Raw genomic sequence first — 25,762 nt, 5'->3', positions numbered from 1 at the left:
GTACTCGAGGGAGGAAGTTCAGATGACCGGTTTCGACCGCGCAGAGCTCGACGAGATGGTCCAACGCTGGATCGAGGCGAACAAGAAGGCCGAAGCCGCCGGCGATTGGAAGCCGCTGGCGGACATGTACACCGAGGACGCCACGTACGGTTGGAATTACGGCCCCAAGCAGGATTTCATGGCGGTGGGGCGCGAGGAAATTCGCGAAGTCGCGCTCGGTCTCGAGATGAAGGGCCTCGAAGGCTGGGAGTACCCGTATCAAGACTTCGTCATCGACGATCGAAGCGGCAACGTCATCGGTTTGTGGAAGCAGATTTCCGACGCCAAGCGTGAGGACGGGAGCAATTACTCCGTCTACGGTATCGGCGGAAGTTGGTTCCGCTACGGCGGAGATTTCCAATGGTCCTGGCAGCGTGACTTCTTCGACTTCGGGAACGTGTCGGCACTGTTCATGGAGATGATCGGCAATAACGCACTCTCGAAGGGGATGCAGGGGCGGATCCAGCGATCGATCTCGGGCGACCCCCTACCGGGTTGGTATCGCGTGGGAACCGCGCCGGTTCCGCTGTGGTGAGTCCGATGTCGGTGCGCGATTCCTTCGAGGCACTCTCGCAGCGCGACCTTGCCGTGCTGGTGCCCGAGTTGCTCTTGTGCGGGCAACTCATCGACCGCTCGGGCATGGCACATCTGATCGTCGAGTTCGGCCGCGAAGGAATGGCGCAGGTGGCCGTCGAGGAATGGGAATCGGCCAGTCCCTGGTACACCCGCCGCATGCAGAAGGCCCTCGGATACGAGGGCGACGACGTCGTGACCATTTTCAAAGGGCTACAACTCGACATCGGCGCGCCGCCCCAGTTCATGGACTTTCGATACCGGGTCGACGATCCGCTGCACGGTGAATTCTGGCTCGATCATTGCGGAGCGCTCATGGACGTCGAACCGTTGGGAGACGAGTTCGTCACTTCGATGTGCCACGACATCGAGGACCCGACCTTTGATGCGACTGCCATCGCGACCAACCCGCACGCCCAGATCCGCCCGATTCACCGACCACCGCGCAGACCCGCAGACCGACATCCGCACTGCGCCTGGACCGTTGTCATCGACCCGTCACACACTCCTCCCGTGATGACTGCACACACCGAGCAGATCGGACGCAGTGAAGCGGTGACGGTCGTGCTGAGCCCGATCGATCACGGCGGGGAAGGTAGGTCGGACTATTCGGGGCCGTTGTTGTCGGACCTGAGGTTCTCCGACTTCTCACGTTCGGCCTTGGTTCGTATCGCAGAGGAGATCTGCGTGCAGCATCACTTGTTGGCGTTGGGTTTTCTGGCCGCGGTTCGCCGTCGTGCCAGTGAGGACAAGGCGCGCGAGATCACTCGCAAGCAACTCACGGGAATCGCAGGAGTGGCTGCACAGCGCATCCGAGATGCGCTCGACCTTCCTTCGACTCTGGAATCGCTGGCGTTGGTCCTGTCCGTGCACCCCTTGCTCAGTCCGAAGCAATACGTGGAGAGTGAGATTCGACCCGACGGCGATGCTCTGGAGCTGTGGATCTCGCGAGAAGGTCTTGTCGACCGCGACGGCGGTTGGCCGACCTTGCTCGGCAGCGGGCATCTCGATGCCCTCCAGGCGTTGGTTCGCGGAGTGAATCCGCACTTCACCGTGAGAGTGGTGGCCGAAGATGCCGCGGGACTCCTTCTAACCGTGGACATCACCGAAGCGCCGGCTCCGGAATGCGTCGAAGTAGCCATCACGAAGGTCAGTACCGGCGCGGCCTTCGTATTCGAAGATCGCGGAATTCCCTTGCCTCTCTTCGTCGTCTGAGTGACCGAACCCGAAGGACTCATCCAATGGCTTACACGTTCGCAGACCTGTTCGAGCATTCTGTCGACGCGATGCCCGATCGCCTCGCGCTGATCGTGTCCGGTGAGGAGGTGACTTACCGTGAGCTCGACGAGCGGGCGAACCAATTGGCGCACTACTTCCAGTCCGTCGGGTTGGGTGTCGGTTCGCACATCGGCATTCACCTGCACAACTCGATCGAGGCGATGGTCGCAGTCCTCGCGGCCTTCAAGATCCGCGGGGTTCCCATTACGGTGAACTACCGCTACACGAGCGACGAATTGGTCTATCTGTACGAGAACGCGGATCTCGAGGCGTTGGTTTTCCATCGTGGTTTCGCCGAACGAGTCGCCGAAGCCTTGCTGTCCACAGCGCGGGTGAAGCACGTCGTCGAGGTGCCCGACGAACTCGCGCTCGGGAATGAACCGTCGGTTCCGAGGGCAGTGGCGTACGGCGATGCCCTCGGTGACCAATCCCCACTTCGTACAGGTGAACACGCGTTTCCAGAGCGTTCCGGCGACGACGTCTACGTTCTCTACACGGGCGGAACCACCGGACGACCGAAAGGCGTCGTCTGGCGTCAGGAAGACATCTGGCGGGTGTTGGCCGGCGGCTACGACTTCTATTCGGGAGAGCCGATCGCCGACGAGTACCAACAGTCGCGTGGTGGCGCAGCGGCAGCCGAACCCATGCGGTGGTGCATGCTTCCACCGCTTATCCACACGTCCGCGTTGATGCCGACGTTCAACGCGCTGTTCTCGGGCAACACCGTCATCTTCGAACCCAAATTCGATGCCGCACACGTCTGGCGGGTCGTCGCCGAATATCGGCCGCAGGTCATGGTCATCACCGGTGATGCCATGGGTCGTCCACTGGTCGAAGCCCATCGCGAATTGCAACCTGATGCGTCGAGCCTGGCTGTACTCGCGTCCGGCGCTGCACTCTTCTCCGGTTCGGTCAAAGACGCGTTCTTCGACGTATTTCCGAATCTGATGATCTCCGATTCGGTCGGTTCCTCCGAAACAGGCTTCGGCGGAATCGGATTCGCAACCAAGGGCCTCGAGCAGCGCGGTGGCCCCAAGGTGGGAGCCAACAGATTCACTGTCGTCGTCGACGACGACAACCGAGTGTTGGAGCCGGGCTCGGGCGGCGAAGGATGGCTGGCGAAACTCGGTAACGTTCCTCTCGGCTACTACAAGGATCCGGTGAAGTCGGCCGAGATATTCCGCGAGGTGAACGGCGCACGGGCAGTGGTGACCGGAGACCGGGCACGGATCGAGGACGACGGCTCGGTCACCCTCCTCGGACGGGGAAACATGGTGGTCAACACCGGCGGCGAGAAGGTCTTCGTGGAAGAAGTCGAAGCAGTGGTGAAGGCCCATCCCGACATCTACGACGCGACGGTGATCGGTGTTGCCGACGAGCGGTGGGGCAATCGGGTGGCGGCTGTGCTTCGCATCCGCGACGGTGTGGAACCGGATTTCGAATCCATCGAGAAGCACTCTCGCAGTCATCTCGCCGGCTACAAGATCCCGCGTTCCTTCTGGATCGCCGACGACGTTGTTCGAGCGCCGAGCGGTAAACCGGATTACCGGTGGGCAAAGGAGTACTCGCACAGCCGAGACCCTGCCCACCGGATCGACTAGCGCTCGCACGCCAAACCCGGCCCAATCCGTAAAGGAGCATCTGCAATGCCTGAGATCGACCTTCCCGACGGGTTCGACGTGACCGACCCCCATCTGTACGGCGAGCGCGTCCCGCTTGCCGAATTCGCCGAACTACGACGGTGCGCTCCGGTCTGGTGGAACGCGCAGGAACCGGGCACCGGCGGATTCCACGACGGTGGTTGTTGGGTGGTCTCCCGTCACGCAGACGTTCGTGACGTCTCGTTGCGCAGCGAGGAGTTCTCCAGCAACGTCAACGGTTGTATTCCGCGCCACGAGGACAACATCTCCGCTGAGGAGTTGGAGGCAACCAAACACGTCCTGATCAACAAGGACGCCCCCGAGCACACGCAGTTGCGCAAGTTGGTGGCGCGCTTGTTCACTCCGCGGTCGGTGGAAGCGATGCGAGCAGGCCTCGAAGCGCGCGCCGAGGCCATCACGTCGGCCGCCGTAGCGGAAGGCAGCGGTGATTTTGTCAGCCAGGTCGCCAGTGAGCTACCCATGCAGGCGATCTCGGAGTTGATCGGTGTACCGCAGGACGGGCGTCGTCAGCTCTACGAATGGTCGAATCAGATGACGGGCTACGACGACGAGTCACTCGCCGGCGAGTCCCGGATGGCGTCGGCGCAGATCTTGGGCTACGCCTATCAACTGGCCGAGGCGAGACGGGAGGAACCGCTTGACGACATCATCTCCCGTTTGGTGCATGCCGACATCGACGGACAGAAACTCACCCCGGAACAGTTCGGTTTCTTCGTCATCATGTTGGCTGTCGCCGGCAACGAGACTACGCGCAACGCCACGACGCTCGGCATGATGGCGTTTCTCGAACATCCGGATCAGTGGGAGCTGTACAAGCGTGAACGTCCGCGCACCGCTGCGGACGAGATCATCCGCTGGGCTTCGCCGCTCACGTCGATGCAGCGGACAGCAGTGGTGGACACACAGATCTCCGGCACTGCGATCGCGAAGGGGCAGCGCGTCGTACTGCTCTACGGCTCGGCCAACTTCGACGAGACCGTGTTCGAGAACCCCGACGTCTTCGACATCACCCGAGATCCGAACCCGCACCTCGCATTCGGGGGAACCGGGCCCCACTACTGCGTGGGCGCCAACCTGGCCAGAATGGAGGTCGACCTGATCTTCGGCAAGATCGCCGATCACATGCCCGACATCAGCAAACTCGGCGATCCGAGCCGGTTGTCGTCCGGATGGCTCAACGGAATCAAGGAATTCAAGGTCGATTACGGCAACTCCACGTCGTGTCCTTCGGGGCATTGACATGTACAGCGGAAAAGTTTCACTTGCCGGCCCGATGCGCGAACTCGGCCAGTTCTACCGGATGGGCGCCGATGTTGCAGTGGGCTTGTTCCGCACCCGCTTTCAGGTGCAGGAGTTTCTCGAGCAGAGTTGGATGATCGCCAGGGTGTCGATCGTGCCGACGGTGTTGGTGGCCGTGCCGTTCACGGTTCTGGTGAGTTTCACGCTCAACATCCTGCTCCGCGAGATCGGCGCCGCCGACCTCAGCGGCGCCGGGGCCGCACTAGGCGCCGTGACCCAGGTCGGTCCGGTGGTGACAGTGCTGATCGTGGCAGGCGCCGGCGCGACAGCCATCGCCGCCGATCTGGGATCGAGAACAATTCGCGAAGAGATCGACGCCATGGAGGTGCTCGGGATCGATCCGATCAATCGGCTGGTGATTCCGCGGGTGGTCGCGTCGACCGTGGTGGCTTTGTTGCTCAACGGACTTGTCTGCGTCATCGGTATTGCCGGGGGCTACGCCTTCTCGGTGTTTCTCCAGGGCGTCAACCCCGGCGCGTTCGTCGAGGGAATCACGTTGCTGACAGGTCTGCCCGAGGTGGCGTTGTCGATGGTCAAAGCCGCATTGTTCGGGATGCTCGCGGGATTGGTGGCCTGTTATCGCGGACTGTCGGTGCGTGGTGGGCCGAAAGGTGTGGGGGAGGCCGTGAACGAAACGGTGGTGTATGCGTTCATGGCGTTGTTCGTCGTCAACACCATCGTCACCGCGGTCGGCATCCGATTGACGGCGGGGTGACCCCGGTGACCTTGTCGGAGTCGCTCGCACAGATCGGCAAGTTCGGACGCACGCGCGCGCGGGTGGCCCGGACGTCGCGCTCGATCGACGACGTCGGGCGACAAGCTGTCTTCTTCGCGCGCGCCATCGCTCACATCCCGTGGGCCGTTCGCAAGCACCCGAAAGAAGTACTGCGACTAGTCGCCGAGATCAGCATGGGCACAGGCGCTTTGGCGGTGATCGGCGGCACCGTCGCAGTCGTGGGATTCTTGACTCTCGCCTCGGGCGGCACTATAGCGATTCAGGGTTTCAGCTCGTTGGGCAACATCGGAGTCGAAGCGCTGACCGGTTTCTTCTCGGCATTCATCAACGTGCGTATCGCCGCGCCGGTCATCGCGGGAATCGGTTTGTCCGCCACGATCGGCGCAGGTTCGACCGCACAGATCGGTGCCATGCGCATCAGCGAGGAGATCGACGCCCTCGAATCGATGGCGATCAGTTCGGTGCCGTACGTCGTCAGCACACGCGTCACTGCGGGGATGCTGGCGATTCTGCCGTTGTACTCCCTGGCGCTCGTAGGGTCTTTTCTGGCCGGAAGGTTCACCACGGTCGTCCTGTTCGGTCAGTCGTCCGGCCTCTACGACCACTACTTCACGACGTTCCTCGATCCTGTGGACGTCGCGTGGTCGTTCGTTCAGGTGCTCGTGATGGCACTACTGGTGATGTTGATCCACACGTACTACGGATACAACGCGTCCGGCGGGCCGTCGGGTGTGGGAACCGCAGTGGGCCGCGGGGTTCGGCTCTCGCTTATCTGCGTCGTTGCGGTGACCCTGCTCGTCTCACTCGCACTCTACGGCGGTTCCGGCAACTTCAATCTGTCCGGTTAGGGGGACTGCGTGCACAGATACGGCTACAAGTTGGCTGCGCTCGGCCTGGCCGCGGCGATCATCGGGGTCATCGCCCTGGCGGTCGCGTCTTTCAACCAGACGTTTGTCCCGCGCGTGCCGATCACGGTGATTGCGGAGCGCGCGGGACTCGTGATGGATCCCGGCGCACGGGTGAAGATGGCCGGGGTGACGGTCGGCTCGGTGGAGTCCATCACGACGAGCGACGACGCCACTGCGCGACTGTCGTTGTCGATCGATCCCGCAGTGCTCGAGTCGATTCCGGCCAACGTAGAGGTGGCGATCACGTCGAATACAGCCTTCGGCGCGAAGTTCGTCAGTCTGTCCTCGCCGGAACGGCCCGCGAGCACGCGCCTTGCCTCCGGGGCGACGATCGACGCTTCCCGGGTGACCGTCGAGTTGAACACCGTGTTCGAGAAACTGACCACCGTGCTCAGGACGGTGGATCCGGGCAAGCTCGATTCGACATTGGGCGCACTTTCGACCGCCCTGCAAGGACGTGGCGAGCGCGTCGGTGTCGCACTCGAACAAGCTGATACGTCATTGGCCGAATTCAACACTGCACGTGAGGCGCTCGATCACGTGCTGACCGACCTGCCGACCGTCACGCAGACCTACCGCGACGCCGTTCTCGACCTCTTGGACACCCTCGACTCGCTCACGACCACGGGCACCACTGTTCTCGACGAGCAGGAGAATCTCGACCTACTCCTGCTCAATGTGATCGGGCTGGCCCGCACCGGCGAGGACGTACTGGGAGCCAACGCCGACGGCGTCGACACCGTTCTTTCCCTGCTACGTCCGACGACCGCTCTGCTCGAGGAATACTCCCCGGTGATTCCCTGTATGTTCCACGGTCTGCAGGAGAGCAAGCGGATCGGCGACGGCGCCTACAACGGTCAACCGGGCATCAAGATGTCGATAGGTCTGATTGCCGGAACCGAACCGTACCGCTATCCCGACGACCTGCCCAAGGTGGCGGCTACCGGCGGTCCGCAGTGTATGGGTCTCCCTTTGCGTGATCCGAACGTCAACGCGCCGTACCTGGTGACCGACACCGGGGTGAATCCGTTTGCGCCCGAGCGTCAACCGAATGGTGGGCAGCCGATGAACACGGTCCCGGACCTGATGAGCTATCTGTTCGGGACGGAGATCCGATGAAAGTTCGTGGGTACACCGTCAAGTTCGGGCTCTTCGTACTTGTGATGATCCTCGTCAACGCCGGGCTGATCCTCGTGTTCGGCCAGATGCGGGGCGGCGACGCCAAGTCGTACTCGGCGGAGTTCGTCAACGCCTCCGGGCTCAGAGCGGGCGACAAGGTACGTATCGCCGGTGTACCGGTCGGTTCCGTCAGCTCGGTCGAATTCGGTGGGAATCATCGTGCCCACGTGAGCTTCAGCGTGGATGCGGGTGAGACCGTGACCACGTCGACGAGGGCCGCTGTTCGATATCAGGATCTGGTGGGCAATCGGTACCTCGAACTGCTCGACGACCCGGGAATCGCGGAACCGCAACCCGAGGGCCAGAGCATCCCCGTCGATCGCACCGCGCCGGCACTGGACCTCGATGCGCTACTCGGCGGTTTCAAGCCGCTGTTTCAAGCCCTGGACCCGGAGCAGGTCAACGCGTTGTCGATGTCCTTGCTCGAGGTGTTTCAAGGCCAGTCCGGAACTGTGGCATCGGTGCTGGCGCACACCGGATCGATTACGAACACTCTCGCAGACCGCGACCAACTGATCGGTCGAGTGATCGGCAACCTCGACGGTGTGCTCAGCGAATTGCGCAGCCGCGGTGGTCAGTTCAGTGACACTCTCGATCACCTACAGCAGCTGGTCAGTGGGCTCGCGGCGGATCGGGAGATGATCGGGAGCGCCGTCGACAGCGTGAACACCGCATCGGGTACCTTCGCCGATCTCCTTGCCGGAGTTCGCCCGGACATCGCCGGGAACCTGTCGAAACTGGATGCAAGCCTGACTCCGCTGATCGACCAGCAGAGTGAGCTCGATCGGATTCTCGCATCGATGCCGTCGAACTACAGGCAGTTGATCCGAGTGGGTTCGTACGGATCGTTCTTCAATTTCTATCTCTGCGGTATCGCGCTGAAAGTCGACGGGGCAGACGGCACACCGCTCACTGTCGATTTGGTGGACCAGACGACCGGAAGGTGTGCGCCCCGATGAGAGAGATGGCACAGAACCAGGCAGTACGAGTGGGCGTCGTGGGATTGGTCGTCACGGCAGCCGTCGTACTGGCGTCGTTGCAGTATCAGAACCTCCAGTTCTTGAAATCAGGCGTCGGATACAGCGCGGTGTTCGCCGACGCCGGCGGCCTGGCGCAGGGAGACGAGGTCAATGCCGCAGGCGTGAAGATCGGGACGGTGGACCGGATCGAGGTCGAGAACGGACTCGCGCGCGTGGACTTCACACTGGACGGGTCGATCGCTCTGGGGGAAAGCACGTCTGCGGCGATCACCACGATGTCGCTCCTGGGCAAGCGGGCTGTGTCACTCGATGTGGACGGTGCGGGAAGGATCGCGGTCGGCGGCGAGATCCCGGTCGAGCGAACGAGATCGGCGTATTCGCTGCCCGACGTACTCGGCGATCTCACCACGACCGTGGAGGACATCGATCTCGACCAGCTCTCCGAATCGCTCGACGCGGTGGGGCAGGTGATGGGGGCCAGTGCGCCGAATCTGCGGCCGGCACTCGACGGTGTCGCGCGGATCTCCGACAGCGTCAATCGACGGGACGAGATGTTGCGCGGCTTGTTGTCCGATGCAAACGACGTCGCCGGGACGCTGGCCGAACGTGGACCACAGGTCAATGCACTACTCGTCGACGGCAACGCCCTGTTGGGTGAACTGGATCGGCGACAGGCGGCGCTGGGGGAAGTGATCACGAACATCTCGGCATTGTCGACCGAGCTGAGCGGACTCGTTCACGACAACGAGGCGCAATTGCAACCGGTCCTCGTCAAACTCGACACGGTTGTCGGCATTCTGCAGAACAACAAGGACAACCTCTCCCAAGGAATCGACGGTCTCGGCACGTACGTGGGCACGCTCGGTGACACCGTGGCCAGTGGGCCCTTCTACTACGCGTACGTCCAGAACCTGGTGCCGGCTCAATACACCCAACCCTTGATCAACGCAATGTTCGGGCTTCCGCCTGCGCCGCTACCGATTCCGGAGGTCAAGTGATGGGTGCAGCACACGTTCGTCTGTCGTCGAAGTGGCGCCGAATCGCCGCCGTCGGCGCAGGGATCATCGGCGCCGCGATCATCGTCGTATCGGGATACGTTGTGATGCAACACGTGCGCTACTACAACGTGACGGCGTACTTCACCTCGACGACCGGACTGTACGTCGGCGACGACGTTCGTGTCGTGGGAGTCGACGTCGGTCACGTCACCGGCATCACCCCGCAAGGAGACCGGATGCGCGTCGAACTGACACTGGCACGCGAGGTTCCGGTGGCCAGAGACGCAAAGGCGGTGATCGTCGCGCAGTCTCTGGTCTCGGCTCGCTTCGTGCAGTTGACGCCGGCGGTGACGGACGGCGGCGACGCGCTGGTCGACGGGGCGGAGATCGGGCTCGACCGCACGGCCGTCCCGGTGGAATGGGACCAGATCAAGGAACAGTTGGGCCGGGCCGCGGATGCATTGGGCCCGAACGGAGACGATCGGGGGCCTGCCGCCAACTTCCTGGACGGTGCCGGATCTGCACTGGCGGGCAATGGTGAAGCTCTGGGACGCTCGGTGACCGAACTCTCGGAGGCGATGAGCACGCTCGACGAAGGCGGCGCCGACCTGTTCGGCACGATCCGCGGCCTGCAGACTTTCACCACCGCACTCGCGGCAAGCGATGAACAGATCGTCCAGTTCCAAGGTCGGCTGGCGAATGTCACGAGCGTGCTCGCCGAGAGCCGGACGCAATTGGCACCTGCTCTTGCCGATCTGGACGCCGCCGTCGGCGACGTGCGGCGATTTGTCGAACAGAACCGAGTTGGACTGACGGAGCAGGTCGCGAAGCTGGCGGACGTGTCGCAGGTGCTGGTCGACAAGCGCGCGGGCTTGGAAAAGGTGCTGCATCTGGCTCCGACGGCGTTGTCCAACTATTACAACGTGTACCGGCCGGCGCAGGGAGCAATGGTGGGTGTGCCCGCATTTCAGAACGTGGGTAATCCGATCGACTTGATCTGCGGCGGAATCGCCGGTCTGGCCAACGACACCTCGAAGAAGGGTGCGGATTTGTGCATCGAATACCTCGGCCCGTTGCTCAACACGATCAAGGCGAACTACCCGGATCTGAGCCTCAATCCGACCAGGGCACTCGGCGCGTTACCGGATCAGTTGATGTACAGCGAGCCTGATCTGAAACCGACTGCTGCGTTGGGCTTTCCGACCATGCCCCCGGCGCCTGACCTGGCCGGACTGCTCATGCCGTCGACGGAACCCCGATGACTACCCGGAGGTGGGTAACAGTGTGTCTGGGGGCGAGCACCGTGCTGGTTCTGGCGGGTTGCCAATGGAGCGGGCTGAATTCGGTTTCGCTGCCAGGCGCGGCTGGGCGCGGTGAGGGGAGTTTCGCAGTCGTGATCGAGATGCCGGACGTCACGTCGATAAGTCCCAACTCTCCGGTCATGGTCAACGACGTGACGGTCGGAAGTATCAGTGCGATCGAGACCGACAACTGGCACGCACGGGTGACGGTCGCACTCGACGGTTCGGTGTCCCTGCCCGCCAATGCGACCGCCAAGATCGGCCAAACCAGCCTGCTCGGGTCCAAACACGTTGCGCTTGCGCCGCCTACCGATGTTGCGCCGGAAGGGCGGTTGTCGGAGGGATCGGTGATCCCCCTCGCGTCGGCCGGCGTCTATCCCACCACCGAGGAAGCGTTGACGGCACTGTCATTGGTCCTCAACGGCGGCGGGCTCGCTCAGATTCACAGCATCACCACGGAGCTGAACACGGCGCTCGGCGGACGGACCGACGCGGCTCGCGACCTGCTGAGTCAGATGGATACCGTGACCGAAACACTCGACCGCCAACGTGATGCGATGGTCACGACCATGGAGAATCTCGACGTCTTCGCCGGTGAAATCACGGCCCAGAGAGATGTTCTCGGTCAGGCATTGGAGACGCTCGATCCTGCCTTGGCGGAACTGAGCGCCCAGCGCGTGAGCCTGACCACCGCGCTCGATGCGGTAGGTAGGTTCGGGGACGTCGGGACCGATCTGGTCGATCGGACCCGCGACGATCTGAAAGCCAATTTGAGCTCCTTGGAATCGACGCTGCAGAAGGTGGTCGAAACGGGGCCGGACCTGATCAACAATTTGGGCAACCTGAGTACCTTTCCCTTCCCTCAGACGACCATCGACGACGGAATGCGCGGCGATTACACCAATCTGTGGGCGCTGATCGACCTCACGAGTAATCGTCTCCAGTCGGGGCTCGGCTTCGGCACTCCGTTCGGGGCGCCGCAAACCCCCGTGGAGAACGGAATCCTGGTAGATCCCTTGACCGCCCCACTGGGCACTTGGCAGCCCGCCCCCCTCGGTACAGGGCAGACCGCCCAGGGCGGTGGACGATGATTCTCACGAAGTTGGTGCGAAGGCAGTTGACGATCTTCGCGATCCTCGCCGTGATAGGCATGAGCGCGGCCGCGATCTCGTATCTGAGAGTTCCGACGATGCTCGGAATCGGGCGCTATACGGTGACAGTCGAACTGCCCGACGCCGGCGGACTCTATCGCAACGCGAACGTGACGTACCGCGGCGACACGATAGGTCAGGTCAGGTCGGTGCGTCTCTTTCCGGGAGTTGTGCGCGCCGAATTATCCTTGGAGAGTGCGATTCCCGTTCCCGCCCGCGAGCTGACGGTAGCGGTGCGAAGTGTGTCGGCCATCGGCGAGCAATACGTCGACATGCAACCGAGTACCGCTGACGGACCCTTTCTGGCCGACGGAGACGTGATCGGCCCCGACGCTGTCACGATCCCGACCGAGATCGGACCGGTCCTCGATCAGGCACAGGCGATGCTCGCATCGGTACCGCAGGACAAGTTGCGATCGGTGATCGACGAGTCCGCGGCAGCGTTCGGTGGCAGGGGAGAGGACCTGGCTCGGCTGCTGGATTCGACCACCGCGTTCGTCGATCAGATGTCTGCTGCCACAACCCCGGCCACGACGCTCGTACAGCAGTTGGATCCGCTCCTTCAGACCCAGGTGGTGACGGGCGACCAGATCCGCCAGTGGGCGTCCAGTGTCGCTCAGCTCAGTGGGCAGTTGGAGGTCGCGGACGGCTCCGTGCGCAACATCCTCGAAACCGGACCGGGCCTTGCGACCGAGGCCGACTTGCTCTTTCAAGGCCTGAAACCCACTTTGCCTGTGTTGCTTGCCAATTTCACCAGCACCGCTCAGGTGGCCCTGACCTACAACTCGGGGTTGGAGCAGGTACTGGTCATCCTGCCGCCACTGGTCGCCGCTCAGGAAACCGTTGTCCAACGCGGGCAGGTGGACGGCGCCGCGAACGTCAACTTCCACCTCCAGGCGCAGGACCCTGCGGCCTGCTCGACCGGCTACCTTCCGGCCGATCAGCGACGAGACCCGACCCAGATGAGTGTCCCGGACACCCCGGCCGACTTGTACTGCAAAGTTCCGCAGAACTCGGTCTTCGCAGTTCGTGGATCCCGGAACATTCCCTGTATGGAGGTGCCGGGCAAACGAGCACCGAGCCCGGAGATCTGTCGGAGCCCAGATCCGTACATCCCCTCGGGAACCAATGCTCCCGGCGAGTTGTACACGGGGCCAGACGGAGTCGACTATCAACACACGGAAGTGGCTCCTGCTGCTTCCGATTCGGGGGAGGGTGAGCCGTGGCAACAGTTGCTGACGCCGACGAATCGCTGAGGGGCGAGGTGCTGAAGCCGGTCAGAGGGAAACGCGGTGTTCTCACTGCCCTGGCATGGATCGCACTCGCGGCTCTGAGCGCAGTTGTCGTCTTCGGTGCTCTGGCAGTTCGATCCGACCGGGCGCGAGAGACCCAGCGTCAAGAGTACGTCGACGGTGCGGTCGCAGGAGCCCTCGCCCTGATCGACGTTCACTCCGCCACAGTCGACGAGGATCTCGAGACGCTGCAGTCGCTGAGTACGGGAACCTTTGCCGACGAACTGAAGTCCGGCGAATCTGCGTTCGTCGCGTCCATCCGTGATTTTGCCGTCGAATCCGACGGGCGTGTCGACACCGCAGCCTTGGCATCGGAATCCGGTAACTCGGGGGTGGTGCTGATCGCGGCATCTGCTCAGGTCGGCAATTCAGCGGGAGAGTCTTCGGCGCGCACCTACCGTCTGCGCGTCGGTGTCGAGGACGTCGACGGGCGGGTACTGATGTCGAGTGTGGAGTTCGTGCCGTGAAGCGCATGGTCATGGCGCTTGCAGCGTTGGTCTTGATGGGAGTCGGCGGCACTGCGATCTGGAGTCACCACCGTTCGGGGGACGCTGAAACCGCACGTGTCGAGGTGATCGGTGTGGCGCCCACGCTCGTCGAGAAGCTCCTGAGCTACAACAGCGATACCGTCGACGACGATCTCGCACGAGCGGCCGAAGGCGCCGGCGGATCGTTTCAGGACAGTTTCACCGAATTCGGATCGAAAACAGTTGCCCCACAGTCGAAGGAGCAGGGAATCAGCACGAAAGCCCGAGTCGTCGATGTCGGTGTGCTCTCCGTTGCCGCGGACCGCGCAGAAGTGCTCGTGTTCGTCGATCAGATCACGACGAGTACCGTGCAACCGGCACCTGCGTCGACGTCGAGCCGAGTCGAGGTGACGCTCGATCGAGTCGAGGGAACATGGTTGGTGAGTGCCATGACTCCGGTCTAGTGGAGGTTGTCGCGACCGGCCATGATCAGCCTGGCGGTGACTTCGAGACGATCTGCGATCTGCGAATACGACTCGTACCCCATGCCTGCTCGGACTAGCGCTCCGGACCAGGAGATTTCGAGTGCTTCGAGCACGTCGGGATCGTACGACGGACCCAGTGCCTCGATGAGCCGCTCGCGGATGTTCCTGCCGATACGTCCGCGGAGGTGTTCGACGTCGGGATCGTTGCCCATCATCGCCGTGGTCACTGCCGCGGCCAGCTCCGGTTCGTCGGAGACGAGCAGTGCGACGCTGCGTAGAACCGAACAGACCTGCGCTTCCCGTTCCGCCTCGGGGGAGGGCTCGTGGGGTACCGCGTCGAGGCGACGCCAGAACAGTTCTGCCACAAGGTGACTCTTGGACGAGAAATAGGTGTATGCCGTAGCCGCGGCGACACCGGCCTCTGCTGCCACCATCCGCACGGTCAGATCGGCAAACCCTTTGTCGCGCAGGACCGTGATCGCTGCCGCGGTCAATCGATCGACGGTTTCGGCTTGCTGCTGGGTCAGTCGGCGGCGAGTGGACTCGAACTTGGTCTTACCAGACATGTGTCCAGACACTACGGGATCAGACCCATGCGAGCAAAGTGTGCGCTATCTCCGCATGTCTCGCTCCCGCTCCGTGTCATGTCTCGCTCCCGCTCGGTGTCATGTCTCGCTCCCGCTCGGTGTCATGTCTCGCTCCCGCTCGGTGGGAGAGAATTTCGAACCCCCGCGATCGCTAAGTCCGTGTGTTAGAACGATTTCTAGAACATGTTCGGAAATTGTGCCCAGAATCAGAGAGGCTGACGATGACGAAGTGGGACGAGACGTGCGACGTACTCGCTGTGGGATCAGGCGGTGGACTCACCGGCGCGTACACGGCAGCCCGCGAAGGCCTCGACGTCATTGCGATCGAAGCAACCGACAAGTACGGCGGAACAACGGCGTACTCGGGCGGCGGCGGAATGTGGTTCCCGTGCAACGCTGTTCTCCGCCGCGGTGGCGACGACGACACCATCGAGGATGCGCTGGAGTACTACCGATCAGTGGTGGGTGACCGTACGCCCGCCGACGTTCAGGAAGCCTACGTTCGAGGTGGCGCCGGGTTGATCGACTACCTCGAGGAGGACTCGAACTTCGAATTTCAGATACTGCCGTGGCCTGACTACTTCGGTGAAGAGCCCAAGGCGCGGGCGAGCGGACGGCACATTGTTCCCAAGCCGATGAACGCGAACAAGCTGGGTGCGCTTCGTGATTCGCTTCGTCCGCCGTTGGCGACGGAACGGCTGGGGGAGGAGTTGCCGAAGTACCTCGTCGGCGGCCAGTCGTTGATCGGTCGATTCCTGTTGGCTCTTGCGGAACTCCCGAACGTCACCATGCACCTGAAGACCACCCTCGAGGAACTGGTCGTCGAGGACGGAGTGGTGGTCGGAGCCGTCGTCGACCGAGATGGTCGGCGTCGAACCATTCAGGCACGCAGAGGAGTGATCCTCGCCGCCGGTGGATTCGAGCAGAACGAGACCATGCGTGCCGAATTCGGTGTCCCCGGATCCGCTCTCGACACGATGGGCTGCCCCGGCAACCTCGGGAAGGCGCACCAGGCGGCGGTCGCCGCGGGCGCCGACACCGACCTGATGGGCGAGGCCTGGTGGTCGCCGGGACTCACCCATCCAGATGGGCGCTCCGCGTTTGCGCTGTGGTTCACGGGCGGAATTTTCGTGGACGACAACGGTTGTCGGTTCGTCAACGAATCTGCGCCGTACGACCGCTTGGGCCGCGCCGTCATCGAACACATGCGGGCTGGGAAAGTAACCACGCCGTATTGGATGATCTACGACAACCGTGAAGGTTCAGTGCCACCGGTGAAGGCACCCAACGTCCCGTTGGCTCCGTCGGAGCAGTACGTGGATGCCGGATTGTGGAAGAGTGCCGAGACGCTCGAAGACCTTGCCTCCCAGATCAATGTCCCCGCGGCGAATCTGGTGGAAGCCGTGAAGCGGTTCAACGCATCGGCGGCAACCGGAGTCGACACGGACTTCGGCCGAGGAGGCACCGCGTACGACCGAGCCTTCTCGGAGGGCGCGTCGCCGCTCGTCCCGATAGATCAGGGACCGTTCCACGCCGCTGCTTTCGGTATCTCCGATCTCGGGACGAAAGGTGGTCTACGTACCGACGCGACCGGGCGTGTGCTGAAGTCTGACGGGACGGTTATCGCGGGGTTGTATGCGGCCGGAAACACGATGGCTGCGGCCAGCGGGACGGTGTATCCGGGCGGTGGAAACCCGATCGGTGCGAGCATGCTGTTCAGTCACCTGGCTGCGCTGGACCTGACCAAGCAGCCGTCGTAGGCAGCAGTCGCCCGTTTCGGGACTGGCTGATCAGGCCTTGCCGAGTCCGGCGGCGATTCCCTTGTCCAGTTGGGTGAGCATTGCCGTACCCAGGGACGAAAGCTGGGCAACCTGGCGATCGTCGAGGCCCTCGAAGAGCAGGCCTTGGACAGACGCGACGTGCGGTGGCGCGGCCGCGACAACCTTTGCCATGCCTTCGTCGGTGAGTACCGCGTTGGACCCACGGCTCCCGCGGATGACTTCCCGTTTCACCCAGCCGGCCTTCTCCATCTTCGTGATGACGTGAGAGAGACGGGACAGGGACGCGTTCGCGCGCTGCGCCAGTACCGACAACTGGAGTTTGTGGTCGGGGGCGTCCGAGAGTGCGGCCAGCACGAAGTACTCGAAGTGTGTGAGTGCCGAATCTCGTTGCAGTTGAGTGTCGAGTGCGGCCGGCAACCGAGTCACGAGAGCGATCAGTGTCAGCCAGGCTTCCTGCTGCTCGGCTGTGAGCCACTTCGTCTGAGACTGCGCGTCGGTCTGCGCGGTCGGTTCACTCATCGGTGACTTCTCCTTCGGGTCGAGCATTCTTCTTGCACAGAGCGTGCTGGTGTACAGCGTCTCAGACGCATGTCCAGAAGAATCTTGCGGGGAATAGTTGCGGGACGCAAGTGTTGAGTTCTATATTAGGTTGAACCTTCAACTTAACGACGAATGTCTATCCCGAGGAGTCCGTATGTCCACCACGACAATGCCTGCGCTGTATCTCAGCCACGGTGCTCCACCCCTGGTGGACAGTGCGTTGTGGGTCGAGCAGTTGGGGGCGTGGGCCGGCGATCTTCCGAGACCGACGGCAATTCTCGTCGTCTCGGCGCACTGGGAATCAGCACCGCTGACGATCGGATCGACGACAACGGGGACCCCGCTCATCTACGACTTCGGCGGTTTTCCCGAGAGGTTCTACCGCGCGAAGTACAACTCTCCCGGCGCTCCGGACCTCGCCGCACAGGTCGCCGCATTGATGCCGGACAACGAACGGGTGGTTCAGCAGCCGAATCGGGGCCTCGATCACGGTGCCTACGTGCCGCTCACGGTGATGTACCCGGATGCGGACATCCCGGTCCTTCAGATTTCGCTGCCCACTCTCGACCCCGAGCGTTTGCTCCATCTCGGTGAGCGCCTACGGCCCCTCCGCGAGCAAGGTGTGCTGATCGTGGGATCCGGATTCACCACGCACGGGCTACCGTTCCTGCGCGATCCGTCGCCGGAAGCGCAGGCCCCGGGATGGTCGGCGGAATTCGATGCGTGGGCAGGGGAGAGGTTCGCTGCCGGTGACGTCGATTCGTTGATCGACTTCCGCGCCCAAGCTCCCGGGATGCCGTACGCGCATCCGACCATCGAGCACTTCGCCCCGTTGTTCGTCACGCTCGGTGCGTCGTCCGATCCGGAACAGGTGCCCACCCAGGTGATCGACGGATTCTGGATGGGACTTGCGAAGCGCTCGATTCAGGTCGCCTAGAGATTCGGGTAGCCCGGAGAATCGGGTTGCCCAGGGAAGTCAGCTCCGATTGCGAAGGAACTCGAGTGCCTGGTCGCCGTGTGTGTTGGCGCGCAGCTCGCTCGAGATGACTTTGAGAACGGTGCGGTCGGTGTCGATCACGAAGGTCGAGCGTTTGACCGGAGCCAGCTTGCCCAGAAGCCCGCGCTTGACGCCGAACTGTTCGGCTACCGCGCCGTCGGTGTCGGCAAGCAAGGGGTAGTCGAACGACTGTGCGGTTGCAAAGGTTGACTGGGCTTCGACCGTGTCGGTGCTGATGCCGGCCCGCGAAGCACCCACCGCCGCGAATTCGCCGCCGAGGTCACGGAAGTGGCACGCCTCGGCGGTGCAAACCGGCGTCGAGGCTGCCGGGTAGAAGAAGAGGACCAGGGGTCCGTTCTCGAGCAGGCTCGTCAGCGAGCGCGGAGTTCCGTCCTGGTCGGGCAGCGAGAATTCGGGAGCGAGTTGGCCTGGTTTCATTCGGCCGAGGTTACCCGCGCACGACGACCGCGTGGGGGAGCCTGGGATGATGGAGCCATGCACGGCGAGCCCACCTCCATGTCCGCACGGTCGTCCGACACCGCGATCGTCGGTGACGCGTCCGATTCCACCACCACTCGGGAGCAGTTCCGTGCTCTCGCAGCCGAGCACCGGGTCGTACCGGTCACTCGGAAAGTGTTGGCGGACTCCGAAACTCCGCTCTCGGCGTACGAGAAGTTGGCCGGCAATCGTCCCGGCACCTTCTTGCTCGAGTCGGCCGAGAACGGTCGTTCGTGGTCGCGGTGGTCGTTCATCGGCGTCGGGAGTCCGGCTGCACTGACCGTCGTGGACGGAGAGGCGGCCTGGTACGGCAACGTTCCGGCCGGCGCTCCGGCCGGCGGCGACCCGATCGACGCGCTCGGTGCCACCCTTGAACTACTTCGTTCGGAGCGGCTACCCGAGCTGCCCCCGCTGACCGGCGGAATGGTCGGATTCCTCGGCTACGACGCGGTGCGGCGCCTCGAGAGATTGGGTGACTCCGCGGTCGACGACCTGCAGATCCCCGAGATGGTCATGCTGCTCGCTGCCGACATCGCCGCAGTCGATCACCACGAAGGGGCGATCACCCTCATCGCCAATGCCGTCAACTGGGACGGCACGGACGAGCGCGTCGACACGGCGTACGACGACGCGGTCGCGAGGTTGGACGCGATGACTCGCGCTCTCGCGGCGCCGGCGAAATCGACCGTCTCGACCTTCTCGAAAGCGACTCCGAACTACCGCCGTCAGCGCACCACCGAAAGTTTCGGTGTCGACGTCAAGAAGCTGATCGGCGACATCGAAGCGGGCGAGGCATTCCAGGTAGTGCTCTCGCAGCGATTCGAGATCGATTGCACTGCAGCGCCGATCGACGTGTACCGGATGCTGCGCGCGTCGAACCCCAGCCCGTACATGTATCTGCTCAATGTGCCGAACGGTGATGGTGAGACCGCGTTTTCGATCGTCGGTTCGAGCCCCGAGGCACTGGTCACGGTCGCCGAGGGTGTCGCGACCACGCACCCGATCGCGGGAACCAGATGGCGCGGTGCCACCGAGGAGGACGACATCCTGCTGGAGAAGGATCTCCTCGCCGACGAGAAGGAGAACTCCGAGCACCTCATGCTCGTCGATCTCGGGCGCAACGATCTAGGTCGTGTCTGCCGACCGGGCACGGTGAAGGTGCACGACTATCGGCACATCGAGCGTTACAGCCATGTCATGCATCTCGTCTCGACCGTCACCGGTCATCTGGCCGAGGGGAAGCACGCTCTCGACGCGGTGACCGCATGCTTCCCCGCTGGAACCCTCTCGGGCGCGCCCAAAGTGCGGGCAATGCAGTTGATCGAAGAACTCGAGCCCACCAGGCGGGGAATCTACGGCGGCATCGTCGGCTACCTCGACTTCGCCGGCGACGCCGACACCGCGATCGCTATCCGAACGGCATTGATCAAGGACGGGGTCGGATACGTCCAAGCGGGCGCCGGCGTCGTGGCCGACTCGGATCCCGTGTACGAGGACACCGAGGCACGCAACAAGGCGATGGCAGTACTGAGCGCCATCGCGTCGGCGCACACCCTGCGCACCATCGGAGGTGACGACCTGTGAGTGAGAACGAGTCGATTGCAGCGGAGCAGCCTACAAGCGCTTCTCGTGGCACCGCTGTGCCGAGAACGCTTCTGCTGGCGCTGTCGGCGGCAGCTTTGTGGGGCAGCTCACGAATGACGTGGGTTCATCTGACCTCGAGTGACGGCAAGACGCTGGAGCGGACGACGGACCTCGACGGCAGCACGTGGGCGGCGGCGATGACTCCACTCGCGCTTGCGCTGCTGGCGGCTATCGCGGCTTCGTTTGCGGTGCGAGGTTGGGCCCTGCGGGTAGTCGGACTGTTGGTGGCACTCGTCGCAATAGCGGTTGCGGTTCCGGCGGTGCAGTTGTTGGTTTCCGGAGCTTCTGCGGATCGAGCGGTGGAGTTGGCCGAGTTGTCCGGTCATCCGGAAGACCTCTCGACGACTGTTTCGGTACTGCCTGCGCTGCTGGCTTTGGTCGGAGCGGTGGCGGCGCTCGGTGCGGCAGTGCTCCTGATGCGCAAACCTCCAGTGCGAGGCGGGTTGTCGTCTAAGTACGACAACCCTGCTGCGCGTCGGGAGGCGGCCGCAAAACTGGGCAAGGCTGACACCGCCGCATCGGACGAGCCTGTGACGCAACGGATGTTGTGGGACGCGCTCGACGCCGGAGAGGACCCGACAGTCGCCGACGGGGACGATGGAGCTGGGGGAGACAACGGTGCGAAACCGGGTTCGTCGCACTGAGTAAGACTGAACCCTCACCTGCGTGGGTACCCCGACGGAGTAGCAAAATTTCGTCCCACTAGGCTGAGACCACCCTGATGACGTATCTCACATCGGGCTCTTGCCCAGAAAGGATTCGGGCCACGATGACCGTACTCGACTCGATTCTCGACGGGGTGCGCGCTGATGTCGCCGCCCGCGAAGCCGTACTCGACTTCGCTGCAGTCAAGGCTGCCGCGGCCGCTGCACCGCCTGCACTCGATGCTGCAGCAGCACTTCTGGAATCGAGCATCGGCGTCATCGCCGAGGTCAAGCGCGCGAGCCCGTCAAAGGGTGCGTTGGCCGACATCGCCGATCCCGCAGAGCTTGCCGCGGCCTACCAAGCCGGTGGCGCACGCATCATCAGTGTTCTCACCGAAGAGCGCCGTTTTCACGGCTCGCTCGCCGATCTCGACGCGGTCCGCAAAGCTGTCACCATTCCGGTGCTGCGCAAGGACTTCATCGTGGGGCCGTACCAGATTCACGAGGCTCGCGCTCACGGCGCCGACGTCATCTTGCTGATCGTCGCCGCGCTCGAACAGCAGGCGCTCGCCTCGCTGATCGATCGCACCGAATCCCTCGGAATGACTGCCCTCGTCGAGGTGCACACGGAAGAAGAAGCCAACCGCGCGCTCGAAGCCGGCGCCAAGGTGATCGGTGTGAACGCCCGCAATCTCAAGACTCTCGAGGTGGACAAGAACACCTTCGGTCGCATTGCTCCCGGTCTACCGACCGAGACGATCAAGATCGCCGAGTCGGGTGTTCGCGGAACTGCCGATCTCTTGGCGTACGCCGGTGCGGGTGCCGACGCGGTGCTCGTCGGTGAAGGCCTCGTGACCAGCGGTGACCCTCGCAAGGCCGTCGCCGATCTGGTCAACGCCGGCGCACACCCGTCCTGCCCGAAACCGTCTCGATAAAGCGCATCACCGGCCCGGCGTGCTTTGACGCACCCGGGCGGTGACCAGCGGCGCCCTTGGGGCAGACTGGTGGGGTGACTTCACGTACTCAGGAACCAGGCTCCGGTGCAGTATCAGGTGCAGCATTCAAGGGCGGCAATCTGCCGCCCGCCAGCGCGGGACTCACCGAGCGCTCACATGATCCCGATGCCGGCGGCCATTTCGGCGTCTACGGCGGACGGCATGTGCCGGAAGCTCTCATGGCGGTCATCGAAGAGGTCACCGCGGAGTACGAAAAGGCTCGCGCGGACGACACGTTCTTGAACGAACTCGATCGCTTGCAGCGTGATTACACCGGACGTCCGTCGCCGATTTTCGAGGCAACGCGAATGAGCGAGTTCGCCGGTGGTGCGCGCATCATTCTCAAGCGTGAAGATTTGAACCACACCGGTTCTCACAAGATCAACAACGTTCTCGGTCAGGTTCTGCTGGCAAAGCGCATGGGTAAGACCCGCATCATCGCCGAGACCGGAGCAGGCCAGCACGGTGTGGCATCGGCCACCGCCTGTGCACTGCTCGGTCTCGAGTGCGTCATCTACATGGGTGCTGTCGACACCGAACGTCAAGCACTGAACGTCGCCCGCATGCGCCTACTCGGCGCGGAGGTCGTCTCGGTCGAGACCGGTTCGCGCACGCTCAAGGACGCGATCAACGAAGCCTTGCGCGACTGGGTTTCCCACGCGGACAACACCTATTACTGCTTCGGTACCGCGGCAGGTCCGCACCCGTTCCCCACCATCGTTCGCGACTTCCAGCGAGTGGTCGGCCTCGAAACTCGTGTCCAGGTTCAGGCACTGACCGGTCGCCTGCCCGACGCAGTCACAGCCTGCGTCGGAGGTGGTTCGAATGCGATCGGAATCTTCCACCCGTTCATCGACGATCTGTCGGTACGGCTGGTGGGCTACGAAGCAGCCGGTGACGGTGTCGAAACTGGTAGGCATGCAGCAACATTCGCCGGTGGTACACCGGGTGCCTTCCAGGGCGCCTACTCCTACCTGCTTCAGGACGAAGACGGTCAGACCATCGAATCGCACTCGATTTCTGCCGGTTTGGACTACCCGGGCGTCGGACCCGAGCACGCTTACCTGAGCGATATCGGGCGTGCCACCTACGAACCCGTCACCGACAGTGAAGCGATGGATGCTCTACTGCTGCTCTCGCGCCGCGAAGGCATCATCCCTGCCATCGAATCCGCCCATGCCGTCGCCGGCGCGCTCCGACTCGGCAAGGAACTGGGCGAGGGCGCGATCATCGTCGTCAATCTCTCCGGTCGCGGTGACAAGGACATGGATACCGCCGCAAGCTGGTTCGGCCTTTTCGACGGATCTTCGGATCAGACAACCGCTCCGGATCACGCAGCAGTTCGGGATAACGCAGCAGACCAGAACGACAACACGGAAGGCTCGGACAAGTGAGCGATCGACCATCACGCCTCGCACCCACTTTTGCTGCGTGCAAGGCTGACAAGCGCGCCGCCCTCGTCGGATACCTTCCTGCCGGTTATCCGACCGTTCCCGAATCGATCGACGTGTTCAAGGCGATGGTCGACGGTGGCTGCGACATCATCGAAGTCGGTGTCGCGTATTCCGATCCGGTCATGGACGGTCCGACCATCCAGCGCGCAGCCGAAACTGCACTCTCGAACGGTGTCCGTCTGCGCGACATCTTCACCGTGATCGAGCAGATCAGCTCGGTCGGCGGCAAGGCCGTCGTGATGACGTACTGGAACCCGGTGCTGCAGTACGGTGTCGACAAGTTCGCACGGGACCTCGCCTCCGCCGGTGGACTCGGACTGATCACCCCCAACCTCATTCCGGAAGAAGCAGGCGCCTGGATCGAAGCATCCGAGGAGCACCACCTCGACCGGATCTTCCTTGTCGCTCCATCCTCGACCGAGGAACGGCTCGCCATGACGCTCGACGCGAGCAGCGGATTCATCTACGCGGCCTCGACAATGGGTGTTACCGGCGCGCGAGACGCCGTCTCGTCCATGGCTCCGGAACTGACCGCACGAATCCGCGCGCACTCCGACATCCCCGTCGGCGTCGGACTGGGAGTCCGCTCCGGCGCCCAAGCTGCCGAAATCGCGGCATACGCCGATGCCGTCATCGTAGGTTCGGCCCTGGTCTCCGCGGTCGAGAACGGGTTGGGTGCGGTTCGCTCGCTCACCGAAGAACTCGCCGAGGGCGTCCGCTCGGCTACCGTGGCGTCGTGACCTCAACTGTGGACCTGCTGGCCTATATCCCCAGCCCGCCCCAAGGCGTCTGGTACGTCGGACCGGTGGCGCTGCGCGCCTACGCGCTCTTCATCATCCTCGGCATCATCGTCGCGATCGTGTGGGGAGATCGTCGTTGGGTCGCCCGCGGTGGCGAGAAGGGGACCGTTCTCGACATCGCGATCTGGGCTGTTCCCTTCGGTCTGATCGGTGGCAGGCTCTACCACGTATTGACCGACTGGCCTGCCTATTTCGGCGAGAACGGTACGCCTCTCGACGCACTCAAGGTGTGGCAGGGCGGCCTCGGAATCTGGGGAGCTGTCTTCCTCGGCGGTATCGGTGCGTGGATCGGCTGCCGGCGACGCGGCATTCCCGTATCTGCCCTCGGTGACGCGATTGCGCCCGGCATCCTGCTCGCGCAGGCCATCGGCCGTATCGGCAACTACTTCAACCAGGAGTTGTACGGTCGCGAGACCACCGTGCCGTGGGGCCTCGAGATCTTCGAGCGAGTGAACTCTTCCGGCCAACTCGATCAACTCGCGGGTGTTTCCAACGGAGAAGTCATCCGGGTCGTTCACCCGACGTTCCTCTACGAGGCTGTGTGGAACGTCCTGATCGTGATCCTGCTTGTCCTCGTCGACCGCCGATTCAAGATCGGCCACGGACGCCTGTTTGCTCTGTACGTCGCGGGCTACTGCCTGGGCCGGTTCGTCGTCGAGCTGATGCGCGACGATTTTGCCTACGAGATCGCCGGCATTCGAGTCAACACCTTCACTTCGGGGATCGTGTTCTTCGCCGCACTTGCCTACTTCTTCCTGGCGAAGAAGGGGCGTGAGGATCCGGCTGATTTGAAGTCGAAGAACTACGTTGCTGCGGTATCTGCCGGTGAAGCAGGAGCCGCGACGCCCGTTACCGAGAGTGATTCAGCAAAGACCGATGCAAAGGCGGATACAAAAACCGATGCAAAGGCCACTGAATCTGATTCCCCTCAATCCGATTCCGGTGAGGCAAGCGCCTCAACGGCAGCGACGGACGAGTCGTCGGACGCGGTGAAGCTGTCGAAGAAAGACAAGCCGTGACAGGTCCCTATTCGCAGGGAGGATTCCCCGAGGATCAGGGGCCGGTGTACGGCGCGCCCAATCCGTACGGCTATCAGCAGCCACTGCCGGCTCCGTCGATGTACGGGTTCGGTGATCCCTACGCGCCGTATGGTCGGCACCCGGTAACCGGGGAACCGTATTCCGACAAGTCGAAGGCCACTGCCGGCCTGTTGCAGATTTTGCTGGGCTTCTTCGGAATCTGTGGAGTCGGGCGCCTCTACATCGGAAGTGTCGGCATCGGACTGTGCCAACTGCTCGGCATGTTCTTCGCGCTGTTCATGTCGGCGTTCCTCATTGGAATTCCATTTGCCATCGGAATTTGGATCTGGGCGTTCATCGACGGCATCGTGATACTTTCGGGCAATGCGCGGGACGGTGCTCGCCGGCCATTGCGAGGATGAGTCGCGAGCACGAACTGAGGACAGATGTGTGGGG

Annotated in this window: 26 protein-coding genes; 23 read left to right on the top strand and 3 right to left on the bottom strand. The window is 63.0% G+C overall.

All coding sequences use genetic code 11. The annotated features are described in order from the left end of the window. Positions 1-22 precede the first annotated feature (22 nt). Genes ACFQ6H_RS24510 through ACFQ6H_RS24445 form a run of 14 tightly spaced genes read left to right on the top strand, consistent with a single transcriptional unit; the run spans position 23 to position 14,326 of the window. A complete protein-coding gene (locus ACFQ6H_RS24510) occupies positions 23-574 on the top strand; it encodes a nuclear transport factor 2 family protein (RefSeq protein ID WP_378449790.1) in 552 nt (183 codons plus the stop codon). Between the two features lie 5 nt (positions 575-579). Next, on the top strand, positions 580-1,827 hold the full coding sequence (locus ACFQ6H_RS24505) for a hypothetical protein (protein ID WP_378649123.1): 1,248 nt from the start codon (positions 580-582) through the stop codon (positions 1,825-1,827). Positions 1,828-1,853: 26 nt separating this feature from the next. Beyond that, positions 1,854-3,491: an acyl-CoA synthetase gene (locus tag ACFQ6H_RS24500; protein ID WP_378649121.1), complete on the top strand. Its 1,638-nt coding sequence runs from the start codon at positions 1,854-1,856 to the stop codon at positions 3,489-3,491. 45 nt (positions 3,492-3,536) lie between these two features. Next, on the top strand, positions 3,537-4,790 hold the full coding sequence (locus ACFQ6H_RS24495) for a cytochrome P450 (RefSeq protein ID WP_378649119.1): 1,254 nt from the start codon (positions 3,537-3,539) through the stop codon (positions 4,788-4,790). Between the two features lies 1 nt (position 4,791). Further along, entirely contained in the window at positions 4,792-5,565 is a 774-nt protein-coding gene (locus ACFQ6H_RS24490) for an ABC transporter permease (RefSeq protein ID WP_283306798.1), read from the top strand. Further along, complete coding sequence (locus ACFQ6H_RS24485; protein WP_378649117.1) at positions 5,562-6,434, top strand: MlaE family ABC transporter permease; 873 nt, start codon at positions 5,562-5,564, stop codon at positions 6,432-6,434. Before ACFQ6H_RS24490 ends, ACFQ6H_RS24485 begins: the two co-directional genes overlap by 4 nt. Positions 6,435-6,443: 9 nt before the next feature. After that, positions 6,444-7,613: an MCE family protein gene (locus ACFQ6H_RS24480; protein WP_378649115.1), complete on the top strand. Its 1,170-nt coding sequence runs from the start codon at positions 6,444-6,446 to the stop codon at positions 7,611-7,613. Next, positions 7,610-8,632, top strand: a complete 1,023-nt coding sequence (locus tag ACFQ6H_RS24475) for an MCE family protein (protein ID WP_378649113.1) — start codon at positions 7,610-7,612, stop codon at positions 8,630-8,632. Before ACFQ6H_RS24480 ends, ACFQ6H_RS24475 begins: the two co-directional genes overlap by 4 nt. Further along, entirely contained in the window at positions 8,629-9,651 is a 1,023-nt protein-coding gene (locus ACFQ6H_RS24470; RefSeq protein ID WP_378449783.1) for an MCE family protein, read from the top strand. The genes ACFQ6H_RS24475 and ACFQ6H_RS24470 overlap by 4 nt, the downstream gene beginning before the upstream one ends. Next, positions 9,651-10,913: an MCE family protein gene (locus ACFQ6H_RS24465; protein ID WP_378649111.1), complete on the top strand. Its 1,263-nt coding sequence runs from the start codon at positions 9,651-9,653 to the stop codon at positions 10,911-10,913. The genes ACFQ6H_RS24470 and ACFQ6H_RS24465 overlap by 1 nt, the downstream gene beginning before the upstream one ends. Next, entirely contained in the window at positions 10,910-12,043 is a 1,134-nt protein-coding gene (locus ACFQ6H_RS24460; RefSeq protein ID WP_378649109.1) for an MCE family protein, read from the top strand. Before ACFQ6H_RS24465 ends, ACFQ6H_RS24460 begins: the two co-directional genes overlap by 4 nt. Next, positions 12,040-13,359 carry an MCE family protein gene (locus tag ACFQ6H_RS24455; RefSeq protein WP_378649107.1) on the top strand — a complete coding sequence of 440 codons (1,320 nt, stop codon included), beginning with the start codon at positions 12,040-12,042 and terminating at the stop codon, positions 13,357-13,359. Before ACFQ6H_RS24460 ends, ACFQ6H_RS24455 begins: the two co-directional genes overlap by 4 nt. Then, positions 13,326-13,862, top strand: a complete 537-nt coding sequence (locus ACFQ6H_RS24450; protein WP_378649105.1) for a hypothetical protein — start codon at positions 13,326-13,328, stop codon at positions 13,860-13,862. Before ACFQ6H_RS24455 ends, ACFQ6H_RS24450 begins: the two co-directional genes overlap by 34 nt. Positions 13,863-13,867: 5 nt before the next feature. Continuing rightward, entirely contained in the window at positions 13,868-14,326 is a 459-nt protein-coding gene (locus ACFQ6H_RS24445) for a hypothetical protein (RefSeq protein WP_378539753.1), read from the top strand. Here the strand turns inward: ACFQ6H_RS24445 and ACFQ6H_RS24440 are convergent. Continuing rightward, positions 14,323-14,913, bottom strand: a complete 591-nt coding sequence (locus tag ACFQ6H_RS24440) for a TetR/AcrR family transcriptional regulator (protein WP_378649103.1) — start codon at positions 14,911-14,913, stop codon at positions 14,323-14,325. The genes ACFQ6H_RS24445 and ACFQ6H_RS24440 overlap by 4 nt on opposite strands. A 242-nt stretch (positions 14,914-15,155) precedes the next feature. Between ACFQ6H_RS24440 and ACFQ6H_RS24435 the strand changes: the two genes are divergently transcribed. After that, positions 15,156-16,694 carry an FAD-binding protein gene (locus ACFQ6H_RS24435; protein ID WP_378649101.1) on the top strand — a complete coding sequence of 513 codons (1,539 nt, stop codon included), beginning with the start codon at positions 15,156-15,158 and terminating at the stop codon, positions 16,692-16,694. 30 nt (positions 16,695-16,724) lie between these two features. Here ACFQ6H_RS24435 and ACFQ6H_RS24430 read toward each other — a convergent pair whose 3' ends face one another. Continuing rightward, positions 16,725-17,234: a MarR family transcriptional regulator gene (locus tag ACFQ6H_RS24430; RefSeq protein ID WP_347872870.1), complete on the bottom strand. Its 510-nt coding sequence runs from the start codon at positions 17,232-17,234 to the stop codon at positions 16,725-16,727. Positions 17,235-17,409: 175 nt separating this feature from the next. Here ACFQ6H_RS24430 and ACFQ6H_RS24425 point away from each other — a divergent pair, with 175 nt between their 5' ends. Continuing rightward, the gene (locus ACFQ6H_RS24425) at positions 17,410-18,192 is read left to right on the top strand and encodes a dioxygenase (protein WP_283306787.1); all 783 of its coding nucleotides are present in this window, start codon (positions 17,410-17,412) and stop codon (positions 18,190-18,192) included. A 39-nt stretch (positions 18,193-18,231) separates the two neighbouring features. On the opposite strand, the gene ACFQ6H_RS24420 is transcribed toward ACFQ6H_RS24425, so the two are convergent. Further along, the gene (locus tag ACFQ6H_RS24420) at positions 18,232-18,690 is read right to left on the bottom strand and encodes a peroxiredoxin (protein WP_378539725.1); all 459 of its coding nucleotides are present in this window, start codon (positions 18,688-18,690) and stop codon (positions 18,232-18,234) included. A gap of 57 nt (positions 18,691-18,747) precedes the next feature. On the opposite strand from ACFQ6H_RS24420, the gene ACFQ6H_RS24415 reads away from it, so the two are divergent. The 7 genes from ACFQ6H_RS24415 (at position 18,748) to ACFQ6H_RS24385 (ending at position 25,728) form a co-directional block, all read left to right on the top strand. Further along, positions 18,748-20,334: an anthranilate synthase component I gene (locus ACFQ6H_RS24415; RefSeq protein WP_378649099.1), complete on the top strand. Its 1,587-nt coding sequence runs from the start codon at positions 18,748-18,750 to the stop codon at positions 20,332-20,334. Then, entirely contained in the window at positions 20,331-21,038 is a 708-nt protein-coding gene (locus tag ACFQ6H_RS24410; RefSeq protein WP_214890297.1) for a TIGR02234 family membrane protein, read from the top strand. Before ACFQ6H_RS24415 ends, ACFQ6H_RS24410 begins: the two co-directional genes overlap by 4 nt. A 125-nt stretch (positions 21,039-21,163) precedes the next feature. Continuing rightward, a complete protein-coding gene (gene trpC / locus ACFQ6H_RS24405) occupies positions 21,164-21,973 on the top strand; it encodes an indole-3-glycerol phosphate synthase TrpC (protein WP_003944016.1) in 810 nt (269 codons plus the stop codon). A 74-nt stretch (positions 21,974-22,047) separates the two neighbouring features. Then, a complete protein-coding gene (gene trpB / locus ACFQ6H_RS24400; protein ID WP_378548048.1) occupies positions 22,048-23,427 on the top strand; it encodes a tryptophan synthase subunit beta in 1,380 nt (459 codons plus the stop codon). Further along, the gene (gene trpA, locus ACFQ6H_RS24395; RefSeq protein ID WP_378548053.1) at positions 23,424-24,227 is read left to right on the top strand and encodes a tryptophan synthase subunit alpha; all 804 of its coding nucleotides are present in this window, start codon (positions 23,424-23,426) and stop codon (positions 24,225-24,227) included. The genes trpB and trpA overlap by 4 nt, the downstream gene beginning before the upstream one ends. Then, on the top strand, positions 24,224-25,306 hold the full coding sequence (gene lgt, locus ACFQ6H_RS24390; protein WP_378548057.1) for a prolipoprotein diacylglyceryl transferase: 1,083 nt from the start codon (positions 24,224-24,226) through the stop codon (positions 25,304-25,306). The genes trpA and lgt overlap by 4 nt, the downstream gene beginning before the upstream one ends. Beyond that, positions 25,303-25,728 (top strand): TM2 domain-containing protein, encoded by a 426-nt coding sequence (locus ACFQ6H_RS24385; protein WP_378548060.1) that lies wholly within the window; start codon positions 25,303-25,305, stop codon positions 25,726-25,728. The genes lgt and ACFQ6H_RS24385 overlap by 4 nt, the downstream gene beginning before the upstream one ends. The last annotated feature ends 34 nt before the right edge of the window (positions 25,729-25,762 follow it).

The organism is Rhodococcus sp. NPDC056506, from assembly GCF_042794945.1.
GTDB lineage: Bacteria > Actinomycetota > Actinomycetes > Mycobacteriales > Mycobacteriaceae > Rhodococcus_F.
Note: the sequence above shows the minus strand (reverse complement) of the source record. Positions and strands in the feature narration are given on the sequence as shown.